Below are 25,390 nucleotides of genomic sequence, written 5' to 3'. Positions count from 1 at the left end.
AAAAATCGGGCCTGACGATGGCACAGCAAGCTATAGGACACATGATGATTACCGGCAAAATGCTCATCGGCCAGTCGGCAGTGCTTGGCGACAAAGGATTGCTGTCTGCAATCAACCCTGCCACCCATGAAAAGCTGGGGCCTGACTTCGGCGTCGGCGGTATCGCTGACATTGAGCAGGCCTGCACGTTGGCGCAGCAGGCCTGCGATCGCTACCGCGCGACCACGGCAGAACAGCGTGCCCAGTTTCTGGAAGCGATCGCCACCGGCATCCTGGCGTTGGGGGTCACGCTGATCGGGCGCGCCTCCCTCGAAACCGGATTGCCTGCAGCGCGCCTGATCATCGAACGGGGTCGCACCGTGAGCCAGTTGCGACTCTTTGCCCAGGTGGTGCGCGACGGCCACTACCTCGGCGCCACCCTCGACTGCGCATTGCCGACACGCATCCCTGCTCGCCCCGACCTGAGGCTGCACAAGATCGCGCTCGGCCCGGTGGCTGTATTTGGTGCAAGCAATTTTCCCCTGGCGTTTTCGGTTGCCGGCGGCGACAGCGCCGCTGCCCTGGCCGCTGGCTGCCCGATAGTGGTCAAGGCACACGAGGCTCACCTGGGTACGTCTGAACTGGTAGGCCAGGTGATTCAACAGGCAGCCGCTGCCCACAACTTGCCAGAGGGCGTGTTTTCCCTGCTCATTGGCGACAGTCATCCGTTCGGCCAGTCCCTGGTCAGCCATCCCGCGATCAAGGCAGTCGCCTTCACGGGTTCGCGACAAGGCGGTCTGGCGCTGATGCGTACCGCGGCGCAACGCAGCGAACCGATTCCGGTGTACGCCGAAATGAGCTGCATCAATCCCGTGTTCCTGTTGCCGCATGCGCTGTCGATGCGCGCCAGCGAAATCGGCCGTGGATTCGTTGAGGCTCTGACGATGAGTGCCGGCCAATTGTGTACAAATCCAGGTTTGGTGATTGCCCTGGAAGGTCAGCCGCTGACCCAGTTTTGCAGCACGGCCCTGGACGCCCTGCACAAAAAGGCGGCAGCAACCATGCTGACGCCGGGGATTCATCATGCCTACCTCGCTGGGATCGAGGAGACAGGCAACATCAGCGGTATTACAACGCTGGGCCAAGGGTGCCCTGCAGAAAAGCCAAGTGCCGCGCAGGCCACAGTGTTCGTAACCGATGCAGCCACCTTTCTCACAACAGAACGGCTTGGTGACGAACTATTCGGCCCCTGCTCGCTGATCGTCGCCTGCAAAAATGAAGATGAAATGCTGGCGGTGGCCGAGCACCTGTCTGGACAGCTGACGGCGACAATGCAATTGGATGACGCTGATCATGGGCTGGCCCGAAAGCTGCTGCCCATCCTTGAGCGCAAGGCGGGCCGCATCCTGGTGAACGGTTATCCGAACAACGTCGAGGTCTCTCACGCGATGGTGCATGGCGGCCCGTTCCCGGCCAGTTCGGACAGTCGAAGTAGCGCCGTCGGCGCCAGCGCCATCGACAGGTTCTTGCGGCCGGTGTGTTATCAGGACCTGCCTGCGGCCTTGATGCCTGAAGCGCTACAGGAGGGCAATCCGCTCGAACTGTGGCGCATGGTCAATGGGCAATGTGTGCTTGCCTGAGTCGCGGAGATCGCTTAATAGCCTGCGCTTTCAGGTTCGTAACGCACAAAGCGCCAGCCCGTCTGTTAAAAAGTCGCTTTGATCTGTAGTCCTACAGCCAATGCGTTTCCTCTTTTTTTACCGAAGAACGCGCCCGGTTCGATGTAGTACTGCATGTCCGGTCGCACCAGCAGCCAGGGCGTGACTTGCGCGCCATAGTTGAGTTCAAGCATCTGCTCGCCGTTGTCGAGGCTGGCGATCATGTCTGACTCCCCAAAATTGATTGCAGCCGCTTCTTGCTCATCGCGCGTGCGCGAATTGATCACGGCGCGGCCATAACCAAAGGCGATAGTATCTTTGGGGCGGTTTGCAAAGGGCTTCTGCTTGACCAGACCCACCGAATACCAACGACGCATCGGTGAAGTCGCAGCGTTACTGGTGGCCGCTTGCCCGAAAAGGCGCAATACGCTTTCAGGGTCTTGCTCGTCCTTCCAGATGGCCTGATCAAACAACACGTAAGCCCCGGTACGGTTACTGCTCTTTTCTGTGCTGCCAATTTTCTGGTAATTGGACGTGTCGTAATACCAACCGACTTTGTACTGACCATCCAGAAAGGCATGATTATTGAAAATCGCCTCCAGTGGCAAAATAGCCCCGGTGGTGCCGTTGCTGGGCATGGAAAACGCTTCAGAAGGGCGTGCGTTGTGCTCCGGGTTGACTTGGAACACAGCGGTTTGCAGCGTTAGAGACGGGTTAACGTCGTAACGCAGTTCTCCCCCCCAGTGTGCCGTCGGATAGTTACCCCATCCACTGCCGCTCGACATGGTTAACGGGTGTGCACAAAAACCGGCGCTTACAAAGTTGGTCAGGATCGGCATCCCCCCAAATTCGGTGCCCATGACCATATATCCAACCTTGGCCGACAGTTCTTTGGAAAACAGATTGCGTTGATAGCTGAACTCGGTCAGCCGGGTGTATTCACCCCCATAGTTTTCCTGAGCTGATAAGCGGTTACCGAGCAAATCTTCCGTGGCGCTGTGGCCACGACGGTCATTGATAATGATCTGCACCACCCCAGCATCCGGAGTGTCGAGTAACTTGCTCAGATCAAACTGCGCGCCAATGCGTATTTGTTGCGCATAGCGAGTGCCGCGTTTTATCCCGCCGTGCAGGTTCGAAATCGTCTCGGAGCTGTATTCACCCGTCAGCTTAATCCCCTTGTCGACCAGCTTCTGTCGCTCCCCTCCCCAATCGCCGGTGAGTGTTGAGCGACTCATCAAGTCCGTAGAATCTGCCAACGCTGAAGCAGGGGCCAACATACAGAACGACAAACCGCTGCACAGGCTGGTACTCAGCAGCGCGCGGAAAGAAAAAAACATTCGAAAGGTGCTCCGTTGAAAAAACGCAGATGATCAAGGCTGTTTAGCAAGTCGCCTTATGCTGCTTGCGTCAGGGTGTAAGGACTGGATTGGATTGGATAACGTCGCTTGACGTTAGTAACAACGCTTAAGTGTAAGCATTAGCTTTTTTGGAATACATCCAACTCTGCAAGAAACATTGTTGGTGCGTTCGTAACAATTCGCCTGAATGCCAGCTCTTGAACTAACAGGCACGAACCTGAAGCGATGACTCAACAGATCTGCTCATCGTGCCTATGACTCATTGCTCGTTGGCCACCCAGCACCGATGACGTTCTGCACCTATTGAGTCGCTCACGACTACTTGATTGTTACTGTTTCATCAATATTGTTTTCCAATGCGCTGGATTTATCCGAGACATCATCCGATTAAAATTAGCCTGCTTGCGCAAACAAAGTCACAAAATCCAACCCTATAGAGCACTGATGCTCCGCTCCAGGTTTCGTAGAACCTTCAGTCCTTTGTGTGCAACTGCGCGTTCGGCATCCGACTCACCGGGTAACGACCTGGTTTTTCAGCGCTTTAACGCTTGATTGACGAGGTGCCAGAGGATTTACGCCCAACCAATTACGTCCGAATCGATCATTCGGCCGGGCTGTTCGCACCGACGACGAACAGTTTTGTATTCACCCATAGAGCATTCATGAAAATGACGGATGACCATCAATCACCCACTAAAAGACGGGCAATCAGCTCGCTCGCGAGAATAATATTTTCCCTCTTCGTTTTTGCTGTTGCAGTGACATTGATATACGGCGGGGTCATGTTATTGGCCCTGGACGGATCAAGTTATTATCTAATAGCCGGGTTGGCTTATTTGCTACTCGCCCCGTTATTGTTATGGCGTAAACGTTTCAGCATTATATTTTCGGCACTTATTTTCCTTGCCACATGCGTCTGGGCATTTTATGAGGTAGGTCAGTTCAGTTATTGGGAACTGCTGCCACGCCTTGTCGTTCCAGCCATTATCCTGACACTTAGTTTGTGGGTGGGCGCGACGTTCCCGGGTACATCCCTGACGACTCGGCGCATGGCTAACCGGTTTGGCTTTGCGGTATTTGCCGCGTTGATCGCTACCTTTATTGCTGCGTTTTACCCTCATGGTGCGATCTCAAATCCTGTGGTCGCGTCGAAGGCATCCGAGCCGAAGGAACCTACTGCCGATACGCCTGAAAATTGGGAATACTATGGTCGCAGCGCATCGGGTACCCGGTTTGCGCCTTACACGCAGATCACCCCAGAAAACGTCAAGGACCTACAGGTCGCCTGGACATACAGAACAGGGCGCAGAACGACCGGGGCTGGTGCAGGCGTAGACGAAAACACGCCGTTGCAGATTGGCAACGTGCTGTATTCATGCACACCAGAGAATCTGATCACCGCACTGGATGGTGATACTGGGACTCCTCTCTGGAAGTTCGACCCTAAAGCCAAAACTGAAGAACACGTCACCTGCCGCGGCGTGGGTTATTACGACATCGATAAAGACGACAGCCTGAGTGCTGAGGTCAAGGCTTCGCACGACAACGACCAACAATGCCGTCAGCGCATTCTGGTGTCGTCGGTAGATGCCCGTCTGTTTGCGCTTGATGCGCACACCGGCGCCCTGTGCTCGAGCTTTGGTGAGAACGGTTACGTCGATCTCAAGAAAGGCATGGGCCCGACCGAGAAGAGCAAACGCTATCACCCAACCTCTCTGCCGGTTGTGATGGGTCATCTGACCGTAGTCGGCGGCTGGGTGCGTGACATTGTAGCGGGCGAGCCTTCAGGGGCCGTGCGTGCATTTGACGTGCTGACCGGTGATTTGGTCTGGGCATGGGACATAGGCGCACCTGAGGGTAAGGACGCTACTGCCGACGATCACCAGTTCACGCTGGAAACGCCTAACGTATGGACTATTCCTACTTACGATAAAGAGTTGAACCTGGTCTACCTGCCAACAGGCAATGGCCCACCGGACTACTGGGGCGGTGATCGCAACGCGGCCAAGGAAAAATATGGCTCGGCGGTTGTAGCTGTGGATGCATCGACCGGTAAAGCCAAGTGGGTTTACCAGATCGTTCACCACGATGTGTGGGATTACGACCTGCCTTCTCAGCCAGTCATGTATGACTGGAAGAGCGCTGACGGCGAGAAAACGCCGGTTTTGATCCAGACCAGCAAAACAGGCAATATTTTTGTTCTGGACCGTCGTACAGGCAAACCTGTTACCGAAGTTGAAGAACGTCCGGTTCCAACCTCACCTGCTGCTGAAGGCGAGCACCTGTCACCGACTCAACCGTTTTCGGTCGGAATGCCAACTATTGGTGTTGAGCCACTGACTGAGAAGTCCATGTGGGGCGTGACGACTTTCGATCAACTGTACTGCCGGATCATGTTCAAGGACTCCGTTTACGTGGGCCCGTTTACACCTCCGTCCGAGAAACCGTACATCGAATGGCCAGGCTTGTTGGGCGGTATGAACTGGGGGGGCATCTCCATCGACGAAAATACAGGCATGATGTTTGTTAACGACATGCGTGTGCCCCTGCGGATGTCGCTGGTGACGAAGGAAGACACCAGCAAGTTCAAAGTATCGACTGACGAAGTGCCCGGTTTCATGGGAACCATTCGCCCACAAGTCGCCGGCATCTATGGCGGCGTGAGAATCGACATTCTGCAATCGCCACTGGGCGTGCCGTGTAATACACCCCCGTTCGGCAGCATGAGTGCGATTGATCTCAATACTCAGAAACTGGTGTGGCAAGTGCCTATGGGCACCGTCCAGGATACCGGCCCTATGGGAATTAAAACCCACATGCCGATACCGCTGGGCATGCCAACACTGGGTGGTCCAACCTCAACAGCCTCGGGCCTGGTGTTCTTTGCAGGGACTCAAGACTACTACCTGCGTGCGCTCGACTCGGCAACCGGTAAAGAAGTGTGGAAAGCACGCTTGCCTGTCGGCGCAGTGGCCGCACCGCTGATCTACAAATCACCGGTTACCGGGAAACAATACGTGGTGATCTCTGCAGGGGGCATGAGCCACTCCCCTGACGTAGGTGATTACATCATTGCGTATGCATTACCGGACAGCGCTGAAAAATAAACGGCTGGTTACGTTTATGTAAAAAATAATCCCCGTTTACGGGGATTATTTTTGAGGCAAACAAAAAGCCCCGAGAGCAGAACTCTCGGGGCTTTTTAGGTAACGCTGAAGCTGTTAAGCCCAAGGCAAGACCTAGAACGGAATATCGTCATCAAAGCTGTCGAAATCCGGAGCTGGCTGCGGGGCCTGCTGTTGCGGCGCAGGGCGCGACTGTTGCTGTTGCTGCGGTGCAGGGCGTTGAGCCTGCTGACGCGGAGCCGACTGTTGTTGCTGGTAGTTGTTGCCACCACCCTGGTTTTGCTGGTCGCCCTGTGGACGGCCACCCAGCAGTTGCATGGTGCCTTGCATGTCGACCACGATTTCGGTGGTGTAACGCTTGATACCGTCTTTTTCCCACTCACGGGTTTGCAGCTTGCCTTCGATGTACACCTGCGAACCCTTGCGCAGGTATTCGCCGGCGATTTCGGCCACTTTGCCGAACATCGATACACGGTGCCATTCAGTCTTCTCGACTTTCTGACCGGTTTGCTTGTCAGTCCATTGTTCGCTGGTTGCCAGACTCAGGTTGGTCACGGCATTACCGTTAGGCAAGTAGCGAACTTCGGGATCCTGGCCGCATGTGCCGACCAATATAACTTTGTTAACCCCACGGGCCATAACGTTCTCCTAGGCTTCGCACGTCGGCGCTGGGTTAACCAACTGCTCGAGTGTCGCGCGATCCAATAGTTCGGTGTCCAATTTGATATAAATCGCAGCCTCTTCAGCCACGATCACTGCATCTGTAACGCCATTGACTGCCTTTAGACGCTCAGCCAGACCTGCTTCGCGCAACGCCTCGGGCGATAACGGCAGGCGCAGGCTTGTTACATACGGTGGTTCACGCATGGTAACAGCAAAGGCCAACCAGAGTGCAGCCAGACCTGCGCCTCCCAGGAACACAACCGACAGACCGCCATGCTGAAACAGCCAGCCGCCGAGTATGCCGCCCAGTGCCGATCCGAGGAACTGGCTGGTGGAGTAAACCCCCATCGCCGTGCCCTTGCCGCCTGCGGGTGAAACTTTGCTGATCAGCGAAGGCAATGAAGCCTCCAACAGGTTAAACGCAGTGAAAAACACCACAGTGCCAATCACCAGCGTTCGTAAACTGTCGCCGAACTTCCAGAAGAATAGCTCAGTGAGCATCAACGTCACGACGGCGCCGAGCAAAACTCGTTTCATTTTGCGTTTCTTTTCGCCGTAGATGATGAACGGGATCATGGCGAAGAATGAAATCAGCAAGGCCGTCAGATACACCCACCAATGTTGTTCCTTGGGCAGGCCGGCCTTCTCGACCAGCGCCAGCGGCAGTGCGATAAAGCTCGACATCAACATGGCGTGCAGCACAAAAATGCCAAGGTCCAGGCGCAACAGGTCGGGATGGCGCAAGGTCGGCAGCAAGGCCTGCTTCGCCACTCCGGACTCACGATGCTGCAAGGTACCGGTGGAACGCGGCACCATAAACATCACAATCACGATCCCGCACAGCGCCATTGCCCCCGTCGCCAGAAACAGCCCGGACAACCCGAAAGCGCGAGTCAGGAGCGGGCCCACCACCATGGCCACGGCAAATGACAAGCCGATGGTCATGCCGATCATGGCCATGGCCTTGGTGCGATGCTGTTCACGGGTAAGGTCTGACAACAGCGCCATGACGGCTGCAGAAATCGCCCCCGCACCTTGCAGGATGCGTCCCGCAATGACGCCCCAGATCGAATCGGAATTGGCCGCCAGCACACTGCCCAGCGCGAAGACAATCAAGCCCAGGTAAATGACCGGGCGCCGTCCAATACGATCGGAAATAACACCAAAAGGGATCTGGAAAATGGCCTGGGTCAGGCCATAAGCGCCAATCGCCAGACCAATCAGGGCGGGCGTTGCACCGGCAAGGTCCATTCCATAGGTTGCCAGAACCGGCAACACCATAAACATGCCCAGCATACGGAAGGCGAACACAAGGGCCAGACCGCTTGCTGCCCGGGTCTCGCCGCTACTCATGCGTTCGCTGTGGGGATCGTGCATGGAAAAACCTCATGTGAACCGGCGGCGATTCTATCAGTCCCATCGTCTAACAGCACATACACGAGAGAGACGCGACGCTTTGTCACGCAAAAGTTATAAAGGCTGCTTGAATGACAGTGTGCCATCAAGGGCCTGCACAGCTTTCGCACAGATCCGTATACTCATTCGTTTACGTTATGCCCGCCAAGCGAGGCCGCAGTGGACAAGATCCTGATACGTGGGGCACGAACCCACAACCTGAAGAACATCGACCTGACCCTGCCAAGGGACAAACTGATCGTTATCACCGGACTGTCTGGCTCCGGCAAATCATCCCTCGCGTTTGACACGCTGTATGCCGAAGGCCAGCGCCGTTATGTCGAGTCGTTGTCAGCCTATGCGCGGCAGTTCCTGTCGATGATGGAAAAGCCTGACGTCGATACCATCGAGGGTCTGTCGCCGGCGATTTCCATCGAGCAAAAATCGACCTCGCACAACCCGCGCTCCACGGTCGGCACCATCACCGAAATCTACGACTACCTGCGCCTGCTGTATGCCCGCGTAGGTATCCCGCGCTGCCCGGATCACGACATTCCTCTGGAAGCCCAGACCGTCAGCCAAATGGTCGACCTGGTACTGGCCCAGCCCGAAGGCAGCAAGCTGATGCTGCTGGCGCCGGTGATCCGCGAGCGTAAGGGCGAACACCTTTCAGTATTTGAAGAACTGCGCGCCCAGGGTTTTGTTCGCGCCCGGGTCAACGGCAAGCTTTGCGAGCTGGACGAACTGCCCAAGCTCGACAAACAGAAAAAGCACAGCATTGATGTGGTGGTTGACCGCTTTAAAGTGCGTGCCGATCTGCAGCAGCGCCTGGCCGAGTCTTTCGAGACAGCGCTGAAACTGGCTGATGGCATTGCCCTGGTTGCGCCGATGGACGATGAGCCGGGCGAAGAAATAATCTTTTCCGCGCGCTTCGCCTGCCCGATTTGCGGCCATGCGATCAGCGAGCTGGAACCCAAGCTGTTTTCCTTCAACAACCCGGCAGGTGCATGCCCGACCTGCGATGGTCTGGGGGTCAAGCAGTTCTTCGATATCAAGCGCCTGGTCAATGGCGAGCTGACGCTGGCCGAAGGCGCGATCCGCGGTTGGGACAGGCGCAACGTTTATTACTTCCAGATGCTCGGGGCGTTGGCCAAGCATTACGACTTCAGCCTTGAAGTGCCGTTCAGCGAGCTGCCGGCCGACAAGCAAAAGGTGATCCTCTATGGCAGCGGCACGCAAAACGTGGATTTCCGCTATCTGAATGATCGTGGCGATATCGTCAAGCGTGCTCACCCGTTCGAAGGCATCGTGCCAAACCTGGAACGCCGTTATCGCGAAACCGAGTCGGCCACCGTGCGCGAAGAACTGGCCAAGTTCCTCAGCACCCAGTCCTGCCCGGATTGCCGGGGTACCCGACTGCGTCGCGAAGCCCGTCATGTATGGGTCGGCGAAAAAACCCTGCCCGCGGTCACCAGCATGCCTATCGGTGATGCGACCGAATACTTCAGCACGCTGAGCCTGAGCGGACGCCGTGGCGAAATCGCTGACAAAATCCTTAAGGAAATTCGCGAGCGCCTGCAGTTCCTGGTGAATGTGGGGCTGGACTATCTGTCGCTGGACCGTAGTGCCGATACCCTGTCAGGCGGTGAAGCCCAGCGTATTCGTCTGGCCAGTCAGATTGGTGCAGGCCTGGTTGGCGTGCTGTATATCCTCGACGAGCCCTCCATCGGCCTGCATCAGCGCGATAACGATCGCCTGCTGGGCACCCTCAAGCATCTGCGTGATATCGGTAACACCGTGATTGTGGTGGAGCACGACGAAGACGCCATCCGCCTGGCGGACTATGTGGTGGATATCGGCCCTGGTGCTGGCGTGCATGGCGGTCATATTGTTGCTGAAGGTACACCGGCCGAGGTGATGGCTCACCCTGATTCACTGACAGGCAAATACCTGTCGGGGCGTGTGAAGATTGCCGTACCCGCCAAGCGCACACCGCGCAACAAGAAGCTGACACTGTCGCTCAAGGGTGCTCGCGGCAATAACTTGCGCAACGTTGACCTGGAGATACCGATCGGTCTTTTGACCTGTGTGACCGGGGTTTCCGGTTCGGGCAAGTCGACCCTGATCAACAACACACTCTACCCGCTCAGCGCCACGGCACTGAATGGCGCGACCACGCTGGAAGCGGCGGCGCACGACAGCATCAAGGGGCTTGAGCATCTGGACAAGGTCGTCGATATCGACCAAAGCCCGATTGGCCGTACGCCGCGCTCCAACCCTGCGACCTACACCGGGTTGTTTACGCCAATCCGCGAGTTGTTCTCGGGTGTGCCCGAGTCGCGCTCGCGCGGTTACGGCCCGGGGCGTTTCTCTTTCAACGTAAAGGGCGGACGCTGCGAGGCCTGTCAGGGTGATGGCCTGATCAAGGTAGAAATGCACTTTCTGCCGGACATCTATGTGCCTTGCGATGTGTGCAAAAGCAAGCGTTACAACCGTGAAACCCTTGAGATCAAATACAAGGGCAAGAGCATCCACGAAGTGCTGGAAATGACCATCGAAGAAGCGCGAGTGTTCTTCGATGCCGTGCCTGCACTGGCGCGTAAGCTGCAAACGCTGATGGATGTAGGCTTGTCCTATATCAAGCTAGGACAATCCGCCACCACACTGTCAGGCGGTGAGGCGCAACGGGTCAAGTTGTCCCGTGAGCTGTCCAAGCGCGATACAGGCAAGACCTTGTATATCCTCGATGAGCCTACTACCGGTTTGCACTTTGCTGACATCCAGCAGTTGCTGGATGTGCTGCATCGTCTTCGCGACCATGGCAACACCGTGGTAGTGATCGAACACAACCTGGACGTGATCAAGACCGCTGACTGGCTGGTGGATCTCGGCCCTGAGGGGGGTTCCAAGGGCGGGCAGATCATTGCTACCGGTACACCGGAAGAAGTAGCCGAGATGAAGCAATCACACACGGGCTTCTACCTGAAGCCACTGTTGATTCGCGACAAGGCTTAAATCGCGGTACGAAAAAGCCCCTGCCATCGTGAGATGGCAGGGGCTTTTTACTGAGCGCAAATCAAGCTCTTGTGGGAGCGGGCTTGCTCGCGAAGGTAACGCCGCGACACACAAGCCAGACCGTGTTGCCTGCATCGCGGGCAAGCCACGCTCCCACCAAAAGCATCTCAGCTTCCCTGGATCAGAACTGCGATTGCAGGTAGTTCTGCAAGCCGATCGACTTGATCAGGCCCAGCTGTTTTTCCAGCCAGTAGGTGTGGTCTTCTTCGGTGTCTGCCAGCTGAACACGCAACATGTCACGGCTCACGTAGTCCTTGTGCAGTTCGCACAGGGCGATGCCTTTGCACAGCGCGGCACGGACTTTATATTCCAGGCGCAGGTCGGCAGCGAACATCTCAGGCACCGTAGTACCCACATCCAGGTCGTCAGGGCGCATGCGCGGCGTACCCTCGAGCATCAGAATCCGGCGCATCAACGCATCAGCGTGTTGTGCCTCTTCCTCCATCTCGTGGTTGATACGCTCGTAAAGCTTGGTGAAACCCCAATCCTCGTACATACGGGAATGGACGAAATATTGGTCACGCGCAGCCAACTCGCCGGTCAGCAACGTATTGAGATAATCGATTACATCCGGGTGGCCTTGCATTGCCTTACATCTCCCTGCTTGAAAGGCTGTAGTTTGAACCAAGCCGACTGAGAGGTCACGGCTAAATCGCAATAAAAACCCTGTTTTTCAGAGAAAACAGGGTTAAATAACGCAAAAACCGCCCAATTGAGGGCGGTTCTGCTTCTCACTTAGAGTTAGTTACGCTGTACACCCAACGCCTTGGCAACACCATCACCATAAGCCTGATCAGCATTGTAGAAATGCTGCAGCTGACGCTCGACGACATCCCCCGTCACACCCTCCATAGCCCCTGCAATATTGTTGATCAGCAGGGCTTTCTGCTCGTCGTTCATCAGTCGGAACAGGGCACCGGCGTGGCTGTAGTAATCGCTGTCTACACGATGATCGTAACGATCAGCTGCACCACTGAGGGCCAATGGCGGCTCAGCATATTGCGGTGCTTGTTTTGGCGCGTCGCCATAGCTGTTCGGCTCATAGTTCGGTGCAGCACCACCATTGTTGCCGAAGGCCATAGAGCCATCACGCTGATAGTTATGCACAGGTACCCGTGGTGAGTTGATCGGCAGGTGCTGGTGGTTGGTGCCTACACGGTAGCGATGGGCATCGGCATACGCGAACACACGGCCTTGCAGCATGCGGTCAGGCGACAGGCCCACACCCGGGATCATATTGCTTGGCCCGAACGCAGCCTGCTCCACTTCGGCAAAGTAGTTCAGCGGGTTGCGGTTCAGCTCCAGCTCACCGATTTCAATCAGCGGGAACTCTTTCTGCGACCAGGTCTTGGTCACGTCAAACGGGTTCTCATAGTGGGCTGCAGCCTGAGCTTCAGTCATGACCTGCATGCATACGCGCCATTTCGGAAAGTCACCGCATTCGATGGCGCCAAACAAGTCACGCTGTGCGTAATCCGGGTCGGTACCGGCAAGGCGCGCAGCCTCTGCAGGCGGCAGGTTCTTGATGCCCTGCTTGGTTTTGTAATGCCATTTGACCCAGTGACGCTCACCCGCAGCATTGATCAGGCTGTACGTGTGGCTGCCAAAGCCATGCATATGGCGGTAACCATCTGGAATGCCGCGATCGGAAAACAGGATGGTGACCTGGTGCAGCGACTCAGGGGAGTGCGACCAGAAGTCCCACATCATCTGTGCGCTTTTCAGGTTGCTTTGCGGGAGGCGTTTTTGGGTGTGGATAAAGTCGGGAAATTTAAGCGGGTCACGGATGAAAAACACCGGGGTGTTATTACCGACGATGTCCCAGTTACCTTCCTCGGTGTAGAACTTGAGGGCAAAGCCACGTGGATCACGCTCGGTATCTGCCGAGCCGCGCTCGCCACCTACCGTTGAGAAGCGCAGAAAAGTGGGGGTTTGCTTGCCGATGGTGTCAAACAGCTTGGCACTGCTGTACTGAGCCATGTCACGGGTCAGGGTGAAAGTGCCATGGGCGCCTGAACCCTTGGCGTGTACGCGACGCTCAGGAATGTTTTCACGGTTGAAGTGCGCGAGCTTTTCGATCAGATGAAAATCGTCAAGCAGCAATGGGCCACGAGGACCGGCAGAACGAGAATTCTGGTTATCCGCAACTGGAGCGCCGCTGGCGGTTGTAAGCGTTTTGGTCTGGCTCATATGTTTGCTTCCTCAGTCAGTCTTTGTACTGCCGGCTAATCGGCTGACGAGGAGTATTGACCATGAATTACACATGGGCAAATGCATTAAATGATCAGAATCAATAGATAATCATAATCGAACGCGCACAAAAAACCGGGCACTAGGCCCGGTTCTTTGTAGAGACTGACGTCTTACTCAGCGGATACAGCTTCACCGCCAACTGGACGATCAACCAACTCGACGTACGCCATAGGCGCGTTGTCGCCAGCGCGGAAACCGCACTTGAGGATGCGCAGGTAGCCACCCTCACGAGTTGCATAACGCTTGCCCAGATCGTTGAACAGCTTACCAACCATGGCTTTCGAACGAGTACGGTCGAAGGCCAGACGGCGGTTAGCAACAGAATCAATCTTGGCCAGAGTAATCAGCGGCTCAGCAACGCGACGCAATTCTTTGGCTTTCGGCAGAGTCGTTTTGATCAGCTCGTGCTCGAACAACGACACTGCCATGTTTTGAAACATAGCCTTGCGGTGCGAGCTAGTGCGGCTCAGGTGACGACCACTTTTACGATGACGCATGGTTCATTCCTTACCAAACACAACGTTCGGTGATTACGACGATCAGGCAGTCGCCTTGTCGTCCTTCTTAAGACTTGCAGGCGGCCAGTTGTCGAGGCGCATGCCGAGGGACAGACCACGGGAGGCCAGAACGTCCTTGATTTCAGTCAAGGATTTCTTGCCCAGGTTCGGAGTCTTCAACAGTTCTACTTCGGTGCGCTGAATCAGGTCACCGATGTAGTAAATGTTCTCCGCCTTAAGGCAGTTGGCCGAACGCACGGTCAGTTCCAGATCGTCAACAGGACGAAGCAGGATCGGATCGATCTCGTCTTCCTGCTCGATTACCACTGGCTCGCTGTCACCTTTGAGGTCGACGAATGCAGCCAACTGCTGTTGCAGGATGGTTGCAGCACGACGAATGGCCTCTTCAGGATCCAGTGTACCGTTGGTTTCCAGATCAATAACCAGCTTGTCCAGGTTGGTGCGCTGCTCGACACGGGCGTTTTCCACCACGTATGCGATACGGCGAACCGGGCTGAACGAAGAATCCAGCTGCAAGCGACCAATGCTGCGGCTTTCGTCTTCATCGCTCTGACGCGAGTCTGCTGGTTCATAACCACGACCACGAGCTACGGTGAGCTTCATGTTCAAGGCGCCGTTAGACGCCAGGTTGGCGATTACGTGATCGGGATTAACGATCTCGACATCATGATCCAGCTGAATATCGGCAGCGGTAACCACCCCCGAACCCTTCTTCGACAAGGTCAGCGTAACTTCGTCACGGCCGTGCAGCTTGATAGCCAGACCTTTAAGGTTCAACAGGATTTCAATTACGTCTTCCTGTACACCTTCGATGGCGCTGTACTCGTGGAGCACACCGTCAATCTCGGCCTCGACTACTGCACAGCCTGGCATTGAGGACAACAGGATGCGGCGCAGCGCGTTGCCCAGGGTGTGGCCAAAACCACGCTCGAGAGGCTCGAGAGTGATTTTAGCGCGGGTTGGACTGACAACTTGCACATCAATATGGCGAGGTGTCAGGAACTCATTTACCGAAATCTGCATGGATGCACCTATTTTCTAGCCCTTACTTGGAGTAGAGCTCGACAATCAGGCTTTCGTTGATGTCGGCGGACAGATCACTGCGAGCAGGAACGTTCTTGAAAACGCCCGACTTCTTCTCAGTGTCTACTTCTACCCATTCTACGCGGCCACGTTGGGCACACAGATCGAGAGCTTGGACAATGCGAAGCTGGTTCTTTGCTTTCTCGCGGATAGCGACCACGTCACCAGCACGAACCTGGTAGGACGGAACGTTTACGGTCTGACCGTTAACGCTGATCGACTTGTGCGATACCAACTGACGAGATTCGGCACGAGTAGAACCGAAACCCATACGGTATACGACGTTATCCAGGCGGCATTCGAGCAGTTGCAGCAGGTTTTCACCGGTTGCACCTTTTTTGCCAGCAGCTTGTTTGTAGTAGCCGCTGAACTGACGCTCGAGAACGCCGTAGATACGACGGACCTTCTGCTTTTCACGCAGTTGGGTACCGTAGTCGGATTGGCGACCGCGGCGTTGGCCGTGGATGCCTGGAGCAGCTTCAATATTGCACTTCGATTCGATAGCGCGCACACCACTCTTCAGGAAGAGATCAGTGCCTTCACGACGTGCCAGTTTGCATTTTGGACCAATGTAACGAGCCATTCTTTACAGTCTCCTGATTACACGCGGCGCTTCTTCGGCGGACGGCACCCGTTGTGCGGGATTGGCGTCACGTCGGTGATGCTGGCGATCTTATAGCCACAGCCGTTCAAAGCACGGACAGCGGACTCACGACCTGGACCTGGGCCCTTGACGTTAACGTCAAGGTTTTTCAGGCCATATTCCAGCGCAGCTTGACCAGCACGTTCAGCAGCTACTTGAGCAGCGAACGGGGTGGACTTGCGTGAACCGCGGAAACCCGAACCACCAGAGGTAGCCCAAGAAAGCGCGTTACCCTGACGATCCGTGATGGTCACGATGGTGTTGTTGAAAGACGCGTGGATGTGGGCGATGCCATCAACCACTGTCTTTTTAATTTTTTTACGAGGACGAGCAGCAGGTTTTGCCATGACTAAATTCCTGTCGATTCGCTGGTGCGATTACTTGCGGATCGGCTTACGCGGACCTTTGCGAGTACGCGCGTTGGTCTTGGTACGCTGACCGCGCACTGGAAGACCACGACGATGGCGCAGACCGCGGTAGCAGCCCAGGTCCATCAAGCGTTTGATTTTCATGTTGACTTCACGACGCAGGTCACCTTCAGTGGTGAACTTCGCCACTTCGCCACGCAGCAACTCAATCTGCTCGTCGCTCAGATCCTTGATCTTAGCGGCTGGGTTTACACCAGCATCCGCACAGATTTTCTGTGAGGTAGTGCGACCAACACCATAGATGTAGGTCAGCGAGATAACAGTGTGCTTGTTATCTGGAATGTTAACGCCTGCAATACGGGCCATTCAGTGGGACTCCAATTGACAGCTACCTACGCCCCGGAAGCCAAGAAATAGGGCGCGAGATAATATCGCTGTAATAACAAATAATCAACCCAGCAGCGCACTAGCTGCTGGGCTTCAAACAGATCACACTCAGCCTTGGCGCTGTTTGTGACGTGGTTCCGCGCTGCAAATTACCCGAACAACACCTTCGCGGCGAATAATCTTGCAGTTACGGCACAGCTTTTTCACCGATGCACGAACTTTCATCACCAACTCCTCTCACCTTACGGGGTAGTACTTCAGCGGAGCATGCCGCTGCCGTAGCCCTTCAGGTTGGCTTTCTTCATCAGGGATTCGTACTGGTGCGAAACGAGGTGCGATTGTACTTGGGACATGAAGTCCATAACAACCACAACAACGATCAGCAACGAGGTCCCGCCAAGGTAGAACGGAACGTTTGCCGCAACCACCAGGAACTGGGGCAACAGGCACACGGCCGTCATATAAAGAGCACCGAACAGAGTCAAACGAGTCAAAACGCCATCAATATAGCGTGCCGACTGCTCACCTGGACGGATACCCGGAATAAAGGCACCGGACTTCTTCAGGTTTTCCGCTACGTCTTTCGGATTGAACATCAACGCCGTATAGAAGAAGCAGAAGAAAATAATCCCTGCACTAAACAGCAGAATATTCAACGGCTGACCAGGAGCGATCGACTGCGAGATGTCCTGCAACCAGCCCATACCTTCAGACTGACCGAACCAGGCACCCAGCGAAGCCGGGAACAGCAAAATGCTGCTCGCAAAAATAGCCGGGATAACACCGGCCATATTCACTTTCAGCGGTAGGTGGCTAGTCTGCGCAGCAAACACCTTGCGGCCCTGCTGACGCTTGGCGTAGTGAACAGCAATACGACGCTGGCCACGCTCAATGAACACCACAAAACCGATAATCGCTACTGCCAGCAAACCGATAGCAACCAGAGCGAAAATATTGATATCGCCCTGACGTGCAGACTCGAAAGACTGCCCGATTGCTCTCGGAAGACCGGCGACGATACCCGAAAAAATCAACATCGAGATACCGTTGCCAACACCACGCTCAGTAATCTGCTCACCCAGCCACATCATGAACATTGCACCCGCCACAAACGTGGTTACTGCAACGAAATGGAAGCCCAGGTCACCAGTGAACGCTACGCCTTGCCCTGCCAGACCAATGGACATGCCAATAGCCTGGACAAGAGCAAGAGCGACAGTGAGGTAGCGGGTGTACTGGCTAATCTTGCGACGGCCAGCTTCACCTTCCTTCTTCAACTGCTCCAGTTGCGGGCTGACAGCGGACATAAGCTGCATGATGATCGATGCCGAAATGTACGGCATGATCCCCAGCGCAAAAATACTCATCCGCTCCAGCGCGCCGCCGGAAAACATGTTGAACAAGCTAAGTATGGTCCCCTCATTCTGTCGAAACAGGTCCGCCAGCCGGTCCGGGTTGATACCTGGAACTGGGATGTGTGCGCCTATCCGGTAGACGATAATCGCCAGGAATAGAAAACGCAGTCGAGCCCAGAGCTCGGATAACCCGCCTTTGCTGAGCGCTGAGAGAGCACCTTGCTTAGCCATTTATTCCTCGAACTTGCCGCCAGCTGCTTCGATAGCCGAACGCGCACCTTTGGTGGCGCCGATTCCCTTGCCGATTGTGACAGCGCGAGTCACTTCACCGGACAGCATGATTTTCACACGCAGTACGTTGACGTTGATCACGTTGGCATCTTTCAGGGTCTGCACAGTTACGATGTCGCCTTCCACTTTAGCCAGCTCGGACAAACGCACTTCTGCGCGATCCATGGCTTTCAGGGATACGAAACCGAACTTAGGCAGACGGCGATGCAGCGGCTGTTGACCGCCTTCAAAGCCTGGAGCAATGGTGCCACCGGAGCGGGAGGTCTGACCTTTGTGACCACGGCCACCAGTCTTACCCAAACCACTACCGATACCACGGCCCGGACGATGCTTTTCGCGACGGGAACCCGGCGCTGGACTCAGATCATTGAGTTTCATCGATTAACCCTCTACACGCAGCATGTAGTAAGCCTTGTTGATCATCCCGCGATTCTCGGGAGTATCAAGTACTTCTACAGTGTGACCGATGCGACGCAGACCCAGACCCTTAACGCACAGTTTGTGGTTAGGGATACGGCCGGTCATGCTTTTGATCAGCGTTACTTTAACGGTAGCCATGATCAGAAGATCTCCTTGACGCTTTTGCCACGCTTGGCGGCAATAGATTCAGGAGATTGCATAGCTTTCAAACCTTTGAAAGTGGCGTGAACCACGTTTACCGGGTTAGTCGAGCCGTAGCACTTGGCCAGTACGTTCTGAACGCCAGCAACTTCGAGGACAGCACGCATAGCGCCGCCAGCGATGATACCGGTACCTTCAGAAGCAGGCTGCATGTAAACCTTGGAAGCGCCGTGGGCGGATTTCATGGCGTACTGCAGAGTGGTGCCGTTAAGGTCCACTTGAATCATGTTGCGGCGAGCAGCTTCCATTGCCTTCTGGATCGCAGCAGGCACTTCACGTGACTTGCCACGGCCGAAGCCAACGCGCCCTTTACCATCACCAACCACGGTCAACGCGGTGAAAGTGAAGATACGGCCGCCTTTAACGGTTTTGGCTACGCGGTTAACTTGAACCAGCTTCTCAATGTAGCCTTCGTCGCGCTTTTGGTCGTTATTTGACATAACTTAGAACTCCAGCCCAGCTTCACGAGCAGCCTCAGCCAGCGCTTTCACGCGGCCGTGGTACTTGAAGCCAGAGCGGTCGAAAGCCACCTGCGAGACGCCAGCGGCTTTTGCACGCGTAGCGACCAGCTGGCCAACCTTTGTGGCCGCGTCGATGTTGCCAGTGGCACCATCACGCAGTTCTTTGTCCAAAGTCGAGGCGCTTGCCAGGACTTTGCTGCCGTCGGCCGAGATGACCTGGGCGTATATGTGCTGTGCCGAGCGGAACACGCAGAGACGCACGACTTCTAGTTCGTGCATTTTCAGACGTGCTTTGCGAGCGCGGCGCAGGCGAGTAACTTTTTTGTCGGTCATTTGCTATGCCCTACTTCTTCTTGGCTTCTTTACGACGGACGACTTCGTCCGCGTAACGTACACCCTTGCCTTTATAAGGCTCTGGCGGACGGAAACCGCGGATCTCAGCGGCCACCTGACCTACCAGCTGCTTATCAATACCCTTGATCAGGATATCGGTTTGGCTAGGAGTCTCAGCGGTGATGCCTTCCGGCAACTCGTAATCCACTGGGTGCGAGAAGCCAAGAGCCAGGTTCAGCACTGTGCCTTTTGCTTGCGCTTTGTAACCAACACCGACCAGCTGGAGCTTGCGCTCGAAGCCTTGGCTTACGCCTTGGACCATGTTGTTTACCAACGCACGAGTGGTACCAGCCATTGCGCGAGTTTGTTGATCGCCATTGCGAGCAGCGAAACGCAGCTCACCAGCTTCTTCAACAATCTCAACGGACGAATGGATGTTCAGTTCTAGAGTACCCTTGGCACCCTTCACCGAAAGCTGTTGGCCGGCGAATTTTACTTCGACACCAGCTGGCAGCTTAACGGGGTTCTTAGCGACGCGTGACATGCTTATCCCCCCTTAGAACACAGTGCAAAGAACTTCGCCGCCGACACCGGCAGCGCGCGCAGCACGATCCGTCATCACACCTTTGCTGGTGGAGACGATAGACACACCCAGACCGCCACGAACTTTCGGCAGATCTTCGGAGGACTTGTACTGACGCAGGCCTGGACGGCTAACGCGCTTAACTTCTTCGATAACCGAACGGCCTTCGAAGTACTTCAGCTCGATAGACAGCAGTGGCTTGATTTCGCTGCTGATCTGATAATCCGCGATGTAACCTTCGTCTTTGAGAACTTTGGCTACAGCTACCTTCAACGTGGAAGATGGCATGCTTACGACGGACTTTTCAGCCATCTGGGCATTACGGATTCGAGTTAGCATGTCCGCTAACGGGTCCTGCATACTCATGGGCTAGACGCTCCTGATACAAAAAGAATTAGCCTTGCGGCTACAACTGTCGCCGAGTACTCAATGCTTAAAAAGCACGGGCTCAGGCGAGCCGGTCATTCTAGACACACGCCAGAAATGAATCAAGCCCCAATAGGGGCTTGATTCATATTCAAGGTCACCGGCTGTCAGGATCTTGCAACCCTGACAGGGGTAACTTTGCCTGTGCGCCTTACCAGCTGGCTTTAACCAGACCTGGTACGTCGCCACGCATTGCTGCTTCACGCAATTTGTTACGGCCAAGGCCGAACTTGCGGTAAACACCATGCGGACGGCCAGTCAGGCGGCAGCGGTTACGCATGCGCGCAGCGCTTGCGTCACGTGGCTGCTTCTGCAGAGCAACTTGAGCTTCCCAACGTGCTTCTGGACTTGCGTTCAGATCCACGATGATAGCTTTCAGTGCTGCACGCTTCTTGGCGAACTTGGCAACCGTGAGCTGACGTTTCAGCTCGCGGTTTTTCATGCTCATCTTAGCCATGGTCCTACTCCAATCAGTTGCGGAACGGGAATTTGAAAGCACGCAGCAAGGCGCGACCTTCATCATCTGTCCGAGCAGTGGTGGTCAGGGTAATGTCCAGACCGCGGAGAGCATCGATTTTGTCGTAGTCGATTTCCGGGAAGATGATCTGCTCTTTTACGCCCATGCTGTAGTTACCACGACCATCGAAGGACTTGGCATTCAGGCCGCGGAAGTCGCGTACCCGAGGCAGGGAGATCGACAGCAGACGATCCAGGAATTCGTACATACGCTCACGGCGCAGAGTAACCTTAACGCCGATCGGCCAGCCTTCGCGAACTTTGAAGCCTGCGATGGACTTGCGAGCGTAGGTCACTACACATTTTTGACCCGTGATTTTTTCCAAATCAGCTACAGCGTGCTCGATGATTTTCTTATCACCGATCGCTTCGCCCAAACCCATGTTCAGGGTGATTTTGGTAACGCGCGGAACTTCCATCACGTTCGAAAGCTTAAGTTCTTCCTTAAGTTTCGGAGCGATTTCCTTCCGGTAAATCTCTTTTAGTCGTGCCATGGTCTCATCTACCTAGCAGTGTTCAAGCATCAACCGCTTTTTGGGTCGACTTGAAGACACGAATTTTTTTGCCTTCTTCTACTTTGAAACCAACGCGATCTGCTTTGCTGGTTTCGCTGTTGAAGATGGCCACGTTAGAAGCGTCCAGTGGAGCTTCTTTCTCGACGATACCGCCTTGTACGCCCGACATCGGGTTAGGCTTGGTATGACGCTTAACCAGGTTCAGACCGCCAATAACCAAACGGTTGTTAGCGAGAACCTTAAGCACCTTACCGCGCTTACCTTTGTCTTTGCCGGCGATCACGATGATCTCGTCGTCACGACGAATCTTTTGCATGTCGGATCTCCTTACAGCACTTCTGGGGCGAGCGAGACGATCTTCATGAACTTCTCAGTACGAAGTTCACGGGTCACTGGCCCAAAGATACGGGTGCCGATCGGCTCTTGCTTGTTGTTCAGAAGAACAGCAGCGTTGCCATCAAAGCGGATAATGGAGCCATCAGCACGACGTACGCCGTGACGAGTGCGGACTACAACAGCAGTCATCACTTGGCCTTTTTTCACTTTACCGCGAGGAATTGCTTCCTTCACGGTAACTTTGATGATGTCACCGATACCAGCGTAACGACGATGGGAGCCACCCAGCACCTTGATGCACATAACGCGGCGTGCGCCGCTGTTATCGGCCACATCGAGCATGGATTGAGTCTGAATCATATAATTTCTCCGACCCCTAGTCCTTAGACTTCCACAGCGCGTTCGAGAACATCAACCAGTGCCCAAGACTTGGTCTTGGCCATCGGACGAGTTTCACGAATAGTGACTTTGTCGCCGATGTGGCACTGATTGGTTTCGTCGTGCGCGTGCAGCTTAGTCGAACGCTTAACGTATTTACCGTAGATCGGGTGCTTAACGCGACGCTCGATCAGAACGGTGATGGTTTTGTCCATCTTGTCGCTGACAACACGGCCAGTCAGCGTACGGACAGTCTTTTCGGCTTCAGCCATGATTACTTACCTGCCTGCTGTTTGAGCACAGTCTTCACGCGAGCGATGTCACGCTTAACTTGCGAGAGCAGATGCGACTGCCCCAACTGGCCAGTTGCTTTCTGCATACGCAGATTGAACTGGTCGCGCAGCAAGCCGAGCAGTTGCTCGTTCAGCTGCTGTGCGGATTTTTCACGAAGTTCATTCGCTTTCATCACATCACCGTCCGTTTAACAAAGGAGGTGGCGAGCGGCAGCTTTGCAGCAGCCAGGGCGAAAGCCTCACGCGCCAGCTCTTCAGTAACACCCTCGATTTCATACAGGACTTTGCCTGGCTGAATCTGGGCAACCCAATATTCCACGTTACCCTTACCTTTACCCATACGAACTTCTAGGGGCTTTTTGGAAATAGGCTTGTCCGGGAATACACGGATCCAGATCTTGCCGCCACGCTTAACGTGACGGGTCAGTGCACGACGCGCTGATTCGATCTGACGAGCGGTGAGACGACCACGAGCAACAGACTTCAGCGCGTATTCGCCGAAGCTGACTTTGCTACCGCGCAATGCCAAGCCACGGTTGTGGCCAGTCATTTGCTTGCGGAACTTCGTACGCTTAGGTTGTAACATTTGGCGTACCCCTTACTTAGCAGCTTTTTTACGAGGCGCTGGTGCTTGTGGCTTCAGTTCTTCTTGGCGACCACCAATTACTTCGCCTTTGAAGATCCAAACCTTTACACCGATCACACCGTAAGTGGTGTGAGCTTCGTAGTTGGCATAGTCGATGTCGGCACGCAGGGTGTGCAATGGCACACGACCTTCGCGATACCATTCAGTACGTGCGATTTCAGCACCGCCGAGACGACCGCTCACTTGGATTTTGATGCCTTTGGCACCAATGCGCATAGCGTTCTGTACAGCGCGTTTCATCGCGCGACGGAACATTACACGACGCTCCAGCTGCTGAGCTACGCTCTGCGCAACCAGCATACCGTCGAGTTCCGGCTTGCGGATCTCTTCGATATTGATGTGCACAGGCACACCCATTTGCTTGGTCAGGTCCTGACGCAGTTTCTCAACATCTTCACCTTTCTTCCCGATAACGATACCTGGACGAGCGGTGTGGATGGTGATACGTGCAGTTTGGGCCGGACGATGGATATCGATACGGCTTACGGACGCGCTTTTTAGTTTGTCTTGGAGGTATTCACGCACCTTCAGATCAGCGAACAAGTAGTCCGCATAAGTCCGGCCGTCTGCGTACCAGACGGAGGTGTGCTCCTTGACGATTCCCAGGCGAATGCCAATGGGATGTACTTTCTGACCCATCTCTTCGACTCCGTTACTTGTCAGCAACCTTGACAGTGATATGGCAAGACCGCTTGACGATGCGATCAGCGCGGCCTTTGGCACGCGGCATGATGCGCTTCAGCGAACGCCCTTCGTTGACGAAAACGGTGGCGACTTTCAAGTCGTCAACGTCTGCGCCTTCGTTATGCTCGGCGTTGGCTACGGCCGACTCCAGCACTTTCTTGATGATCTCGGCGGCTTTCTTGTTGCTGAAAGCCAACAGGTTGAGCGCTTCGCCCACCTTCTTCCCGCGGATCTGGTCGGCGACCAAGCGGGCTTTCTGGGCGGAGATTCGAGCGCCCGACAACTTAGCGGCTACTTCCATCGTTCCTTACCCCTTAACGCTTGGCTTTCTTGTCTGCCACGTGCCCACGATAAGTGCGGGTACCGGCAAACTCGCCTAGTTTATGGCCAACCATGTCTTCGTTCACGAGAACTGGGACATGAAGACGACCGTTATGCACAGCGATGGTCAGACCGACCATTTGTGGCAGGATCATCGAACGACGCGACCAGGTTTTCACCGGTTTGCGATCGTTCTTTTCCGCCGCCACTTCGATCTTCTTCAGTAGGTGAAGATCAATAAAAGGACCTTTTTTCAGAGAACGTGGCACTGTCGTATCCCTCTATTTACTTGCGACGACGGACGATCATTTTGTCGGTACGCTTATTACCACGAGTCTTCGCGCCCTTAGTCGGGAAGCCCCATGGCGATACCGGATGACGACCACCAGAGGTACGACCTTCACCACCACCATGTGGGTGGTCAACCGGGTTCATGGCAACACCACGAACGGTTGGGCGAACGCCACGCCAGCGTTTGGCACCAGCTTTACCCAGCGAACGCAGGCTGTGCTCGGAGTTCGAGACTTCACCCAGGGTCGCACGGCATTCAGCCAGTACTTTACGCATTTCACCAGAGCGCAGACGCAGGGTCACATAGACACCATCACGAGCGACCAGCTGAGCCGAAGCACCAGCGGAACGTGCGATTTGCGCGCCTTTACCCGGCTTCAATTCGATGCCGTGTACGGTGCTACCAACTGGAATGCTGCGCAGTTGCAACGAGTTACCCGGCTTGATTGGGGCCAAAGCACCCGAAATCAGCTGGTCGCCAGCACTCACGCCTTTAGGAGCGATGATGTAGCGGCGCTCGCCGTCTGCGTACAGCATCAGAGCGATGTGAGCAGTACGGTTTGGATCGTATTCGATACGCTCAACAGTGGCTGGAATGCCATCTTTGTCGTTGCGACGGAAGTCGACCATACGGTAATGCTGCTTATGACCACCACCGATGTGACGAGTGGTAATACGGCCATTGTTGTTACGACCACCAGACTTCGATTTCTTCTCGAGCAGCGGTGCGTGAGGAGCGCCTTTATGCAGCTCCTGGTTGACCACCTTGACCACATGACGGCGGCCAGGGGAAGTCGGTTTGCATTTAACGATTGCCATGATGCACCCCTTC

The 25,390-nt window shown here is 55.1% G+C and carries 32 protein-coding genes; 3 read left to right on the top strand and 29 right to left on the bottom strand.

Translation table 11 applies throughout. From position 1 onward, the window contains the following. Positions 1 to 41: 41 nt before the first annotated feature. The gene (locus QN377_RS10375; RefSeq protein ID WP_095019083.1) at positions 42 to 1,619 is read left to right on the top strand and encodes an aldehyde dehydrogenase (NADP(+)); all 1,578 of its coding nucleotides are present in this window, start codon (positions 42 to 44) and stop codon (positions 1,617 to 1,619) included. Positions 1,620 to 1,684: 65 nt separating this feature from the next. Here QN377_RS10375 and QN377_RS10370 read toward each other — a convergent pair whose 3' ends face one another. Continuing rightward, positions 1,685 to 2,977: a carbohydrate porin gene (locus tag QN377_RS10370; RefSeq protein ID WP_150628560.1), complete on the bottom strand. Its 1,293-nt coding sequence runs from the start codon at positions 2,975 to 2,977 to the stop codon at positions 1,685 to 1,687. Between the two features lie 689 nt (positions 2,978 to 3,666). Between QN377_RS10370 and QN377_RS10365 the strand changes: the two genes are divergently transcribed. Then, positions 3,667 to 6,105: a membrane-bound PQQ-dependent dehydrogenase, glucose/quinate/shikimate family gene (locus tag QN377_RS10365; protein ID WP_095021276.1), complete on the top strand. Its 2,439-nt coding sequence runs from the start codon at positions 3,667 to 3,669 to the stop codon at positions 6,103 to 6,105. A gap of 132 nt (positions 6,106 to 6,237) precedes the next feature. Here QN377_RS10365 and QN377_RS10360 read toward each other — a convergent pair whose 3' ends face one another. Both QN377_RS10360 and QN377_RS10355 read right to left on the bottom strand, forming a co-directional pair. Then, positions 6,238 to 6,762, bottom strand: a complete 525-nt coding sequence (locus QN377_RS10360; RefSeq protein WP_016779190.1) for a single-stranded DNA-binding protein — start codon at positions 6,760 to 6,762, stop codon at positions 6,238 to 6,240. Positions 6,763 to 6,771: 9 nt separating this feature from the next. After that, entirely contained in the window at positions 6,772 to 8,163 is a 1,392-nt protein-coding gene (locus tag QN377_RS10355; protein ID WP_095019084.1) for an MFS transporter, read from the bottom strand. Positions 8,164 to 8,361: 198 nt separating this feature from the next. Here QN377_RS10355 and uvrA point away from each other — a divergent pair, with 198 nt between their 5' ends. Continuing rightward, positions 8,362 to 11,196 (top strand): excinuclease ABC subunit UvrA, encoded by a 2,835-nt coding sequence (uvrA, locus tag QN377_RS10350; RefSeq protein WP_094999498.1) that lies wholly within the window; start codon positions 8,362 to 8,364, stop codon positions 11,194 to 11,196. A 181-nt stretch (positions 11,197 to 11,377) separates the two neighbouring features. Here uvrA and bfr read toward each other — a convergent pair whose 3' ends face one another. From bfr to rplB, 26 genes are all read right to left on the bottom strand, one after another. Next, positions 11,378 to 11,842 carry a bacterioferritin gene (gene bfr / locus QN377_RS10345; protein WP_016779187.1) on the bottom strand — a complete coding sequence of 155 codons (465 nt, stop codon included), beginning with the start codon at positions 11,840 to 11,842 and terminating at the stop codon, positions 11,378 to 11,380. 155 nt (positions 11,843 to 11,997) lie between these two features. Beyond that, positions 11,998 to 13,446 carry a catalase gene (locus tag QN377_RS10340; protein WP_322213722.1) on the bottom strand — a complete coding sequence of 483 codons (1,449 nt, stop codon included), beginning with the start codon at positions 13,444 to 13,446 and terminating at the stop codon, positions 11,998 to 12,000. A 173-nt stretch (positions 13,447 to 13,619) separates the two neighbouring features. Further along, a complete protein-coding gene (gene rplQ / locus QN377_RS10335) occupies positions 13,620 to 14,006 on the bottom strand; it encodes a 50S ribosomal protein L17 (protein ID WP_016779185.1) in 387 nt (128 codons plus the stop codon). Positions 14,007 to 14,048: 42 nt separating this feature from the next. Beyond that, a complete protein-coding gene (locus QN377_RS10330) occupies positions 14,049 to 15,050 on the bottom strand; it encodes a DNA-directed RNA polymerase subunit alpha (protein WP_003176403.1) in 1,002 nt (333 codons plus the stop codon). Positions 15,051 to 15,072: 22 nt separating this feature from the next. Then, the gene (rpsD, locus tag QN377_RS10325; protein ID WP_003444359.1) at positions 15,073 to 15,693 is read right to left on the bottom strand and encodes a 30S ribosomal protein S4; all 621 of its coding nucleotides are present in this window, start codon (positions 15,691 to 15,693) and stop codon (positions 15,073 to 15,075) included. Positions 15,694 to 15,710: 17 nt separating this feature from the next. Further along, positions 15,711 to 16,100, bottom strand: a complete 390-nt coding sequence (gene rpsK, locus QN377_RS10320) for a 30S ribosomal protein S11 (protein ID WP_007924177.1) — start codon at positions 16,098 to 16,100, stop codon at positions 15,711 to 15,713. 30 nt (positions 16,101 to 16,130) lie between these two features. Beyond that, a complete protein-coding gene (rpsM, locus tag QN377_RS10315; protein ID WP_016779184.1) occupies positions 16,131 to 16,487 on the bottom strand; it encodes a 30S ribosomal protein S13 in 357 nt (118 codons plus the stop codon). A 129-nt stretch (positions 16,488 to 16,616) separates the two neighbouring features. Continuing rightward, entirely contained in the window at positions 16,617 to 16,733 is a 117-nt protein-coding gene (rpmJ, locus tag QN377_RS10310) for a 50S ribosomal protein L36 (RefSeq protein WP_002555468.1), read from the bottom strand. 32 nt (positions 16,734 to 16,765) lie between these two features. Beyond that, entirely contained in the window at positions 16,766 to 18,094 is a 1,329-nt protein-coding gene (secY, locus tag QN377_RS10305; RefSeq protein ID WP_003444361.1) for a preprotein translocase subunit SecY, read from the bottom strand. After that, positions 18,095 to 18,532 carry a 50S ribosomal protein L15 gene (rplO, locus tag QN377_RS10300; RefSeq protein WP_016779182.1) on the bottom strand — a complete coding sequence of 146 codons (438 nt, stop codon included), beginning with the start codon at positions 18,530 to 18,532 and terminating at the stop codon, positions 18,095 to 18,097. A 3-nt stretch (positions 18,533 to 18,535) separates the two neighbouring features. Next, positions 18,536 to 18,712, bottom strand: a complete 177-nt coding sequence (gene rpmD / locus QN377_RS10295; protein ID WP_003186033.1) for a 50S ribosomal protein L30 — start codon at positions 18,710 to 18,712, stop codon at positions 18,536 to 18,538. Between the two features lie 2 nt (positions 18,713 to 18,714). Further along, positions 18,715 to 19,215 (bottom strand): 30S ribosomal protein S5, encoded by a 501-nt coding sequence (gene rpsE / locus QN377_RS10290; RefSeq protein WP_003186035.1) that lies wholly within the window; start codon positions 19,213 to 19,215, stop codon positions 18,715 to 18,717. Positions 19,216 to 19,218: 3 nt separating this feature from the next. Next, positions 19,219 to 19,569 (bottom strand): 50S ribosomal protein L18, encoded by a 351-nt coding sequence (rplR, locus tag QN377_RS10285; protein ID WP_016779181.1) that lies wholly within the window; start codon positions 19,567 to 19,569, stop codon positions 19,219 to 19,221. A 10-nt stretch (positions 19,570 to 19,579) separates the two neighbouring features. Further along, positions 19,580 to 20,113: a 50S ribosomal protein L6 gene (rplF, locus tag QN377_RS10280; protein ID WP_016779180.1), complete on the bottom strand. Its 534-nt coding sequence runs from the start codon at positions 20,111 to 20,113 to the stop codon at positions 19,580 to 19,582. Between the two features lie 12 nt (positions 20,114 to 20,125). Further along, the gene (rpsH, locus tag QN377_RS10275) at positions 20,126 to 20,518 is read right to left on the bottom strand and encodes a 30S ribosomal protein S8 (protein ID WP_003444366.1); all 393 of its coding nucleotides are present in this window, start codon (positions 20,516 to 20,518) and stop codon (positions 20,126 to 20,128) included. A gap of 211 nt (positions 20,519 to 20,729) precedes the next feature. Further along, entirely contained in the window at positions 20,730 to 21,035 is a 306-nt protein-coding gene (rpsN, locus tag QN377_RS10270; RefSeq protein ID WP_003444367.1) for a 30S ribosomal protein S14, read from the bottom strand. Between the two features lie 13 nt (positions 21,036 to 21,048). Beyond that, the gene (gene rplE / locus QN377_RS10265; protein ID WP_003444368.1) at positions 21,049 to 21,588 is read right to left on the bottom strand and encodes a 50S ribosomal protein L5; all 540 of its coding nucleotides are present in this window, start codon (positions 21,586 to 21,588) and stop codon (positions 21,049 to 21,051) included. Between the two features lie 22 nt (positions 21,589 to 21,610). Continuing rightward, entirely contained in the window at positions 21,611 to 21,925 is a 315-nt protein-coding gene (gene rplX / locus QN377_RS10260; protein ID WP_016779179.1) for a 50S ribosomal protein L24, read from the bottom strand. An 11-nt stretch (positions 21,926 to 21,936) separates the two neighbouring features. Further along, a complete protein-coding gene (rplN, locus tag QN377_RS10255) occupies positions 21,937 to 22,305 on the bottom strand; it encodes a 50S ribosomal protein L14 (RefSeq protein WP_002555479.1) in 369 nt (122 codons plus the stop codon). A 23-nt stretch (positions 22,306 to 22,328) separates the two neighbouring features. Then, positions 22,329 to 22,595 carry a 30S ribosomal protein S17 gene (rpsQ, locus tag QN377_RS10250; protein ID WP_003194644.1) on the bottom strand — a complete coding sequence of 89 codons (267 nt, stop codon included), beginning with the start codon at positions 22,593 to 22,595 and terminating at the stop codon, positions 22,329 to 22,331. 2 nt (positions 22,596 to 22,597) lie between these two features. Next, positions 22,598 to 22,789: a 50S ribosomal protein L29 gene (gene rpmC / locus QN377_RS10245; RefSeq protein WP_003444371.1), complete on the bottom strand. Its 192-nt coding sequence runs from the start codon at positions 22,787 to 22,789 to the stop codon at positions 22,598 to 22,600. Further along, positions 22,789 to 23,202: a 50S ribosomal protein L16 gene (gene rplP / locus QN377_RS10240; RefSeq protein WP_016779178.1), complete on the bottom strand. Its 414-nt coding sequence runs from the start codon at positions 23,200 to 23,202 to the stop codon at positions 22,789 to 22,791. The genes rpmC and rplP overlap by 1 nt, the downstream gene beginning before the upstream one ends. 12 nt (positions 23,203 to 23,214) lie before the next feature. Next, complete coding sequence (rpsC, locus tag QN377_RS10235) at positions 23,215 to 23,901, bottom strand: 30S ribosomal protein S3 (protein ID WP_003176422.1); 687 nt, start codon at positions 23,899 to 23,901, stop codon at positions 23,215 to 23,217. 13 nt (positions 23,902 to 23,914) lie between these two features. Then, the gene (rplV, locus tag QN377_RS10230; RefSeq protein ID WP_003444373.1) at positions 23,915 to 24,247 is read right to left on the bottom strand and encodes a 50S ribosomal protein L22; all 333 of its coding nucleotides are present in this window, start codon (positions 24,245 to 24,247) and stop codon (positions 23,915 to 23,917) included. A gap of 13 nt (positions 24,248 to 24,260) precedes the next feature. After that, complete coding sequence (rpsS, locus tag QN377_RS10225) at positions 24,261 to 24,536, bottom strand: 30S ribosomal protein S19 (protein WP_003232420.1); 276 nt, start codon at positions 24,534 to 24,536, stop codon at positions 24,261 to 24,263. Between the two features lie 16 nt (positions 24,537 to 24,552). Then, positions 24,553 to 25,377, bottom strand: coding sequence for a 50S ribosomal protein L2 (rplB, locus tag QN377_RS10220; protein ID WP_016779177.1), 825 nt, complete (start codon positions 25,375 to 25,377; stop codon positions 24,553 to 24,555). Between the last annotated feature and the right edge of the window lie 13 nt (positions 25,378 to 25,390).

Source organism: Pseudomonas sp. CCC4.1, from assembly GCF_035019225.1.
GTDB classification, from domain to species: Bacteria; Pseudomonadota; Gammaproteobacteria; order Pseudomonadales; family Pseudomonadaceae; genus Aquipseudomonas; species Aquipseudomonas bubulae.
The sequence above is the reverse complement of the archived record's forward strand: the minus strand, read 5'-3'. Positions and strand labels throughout refer to the sequence as shown.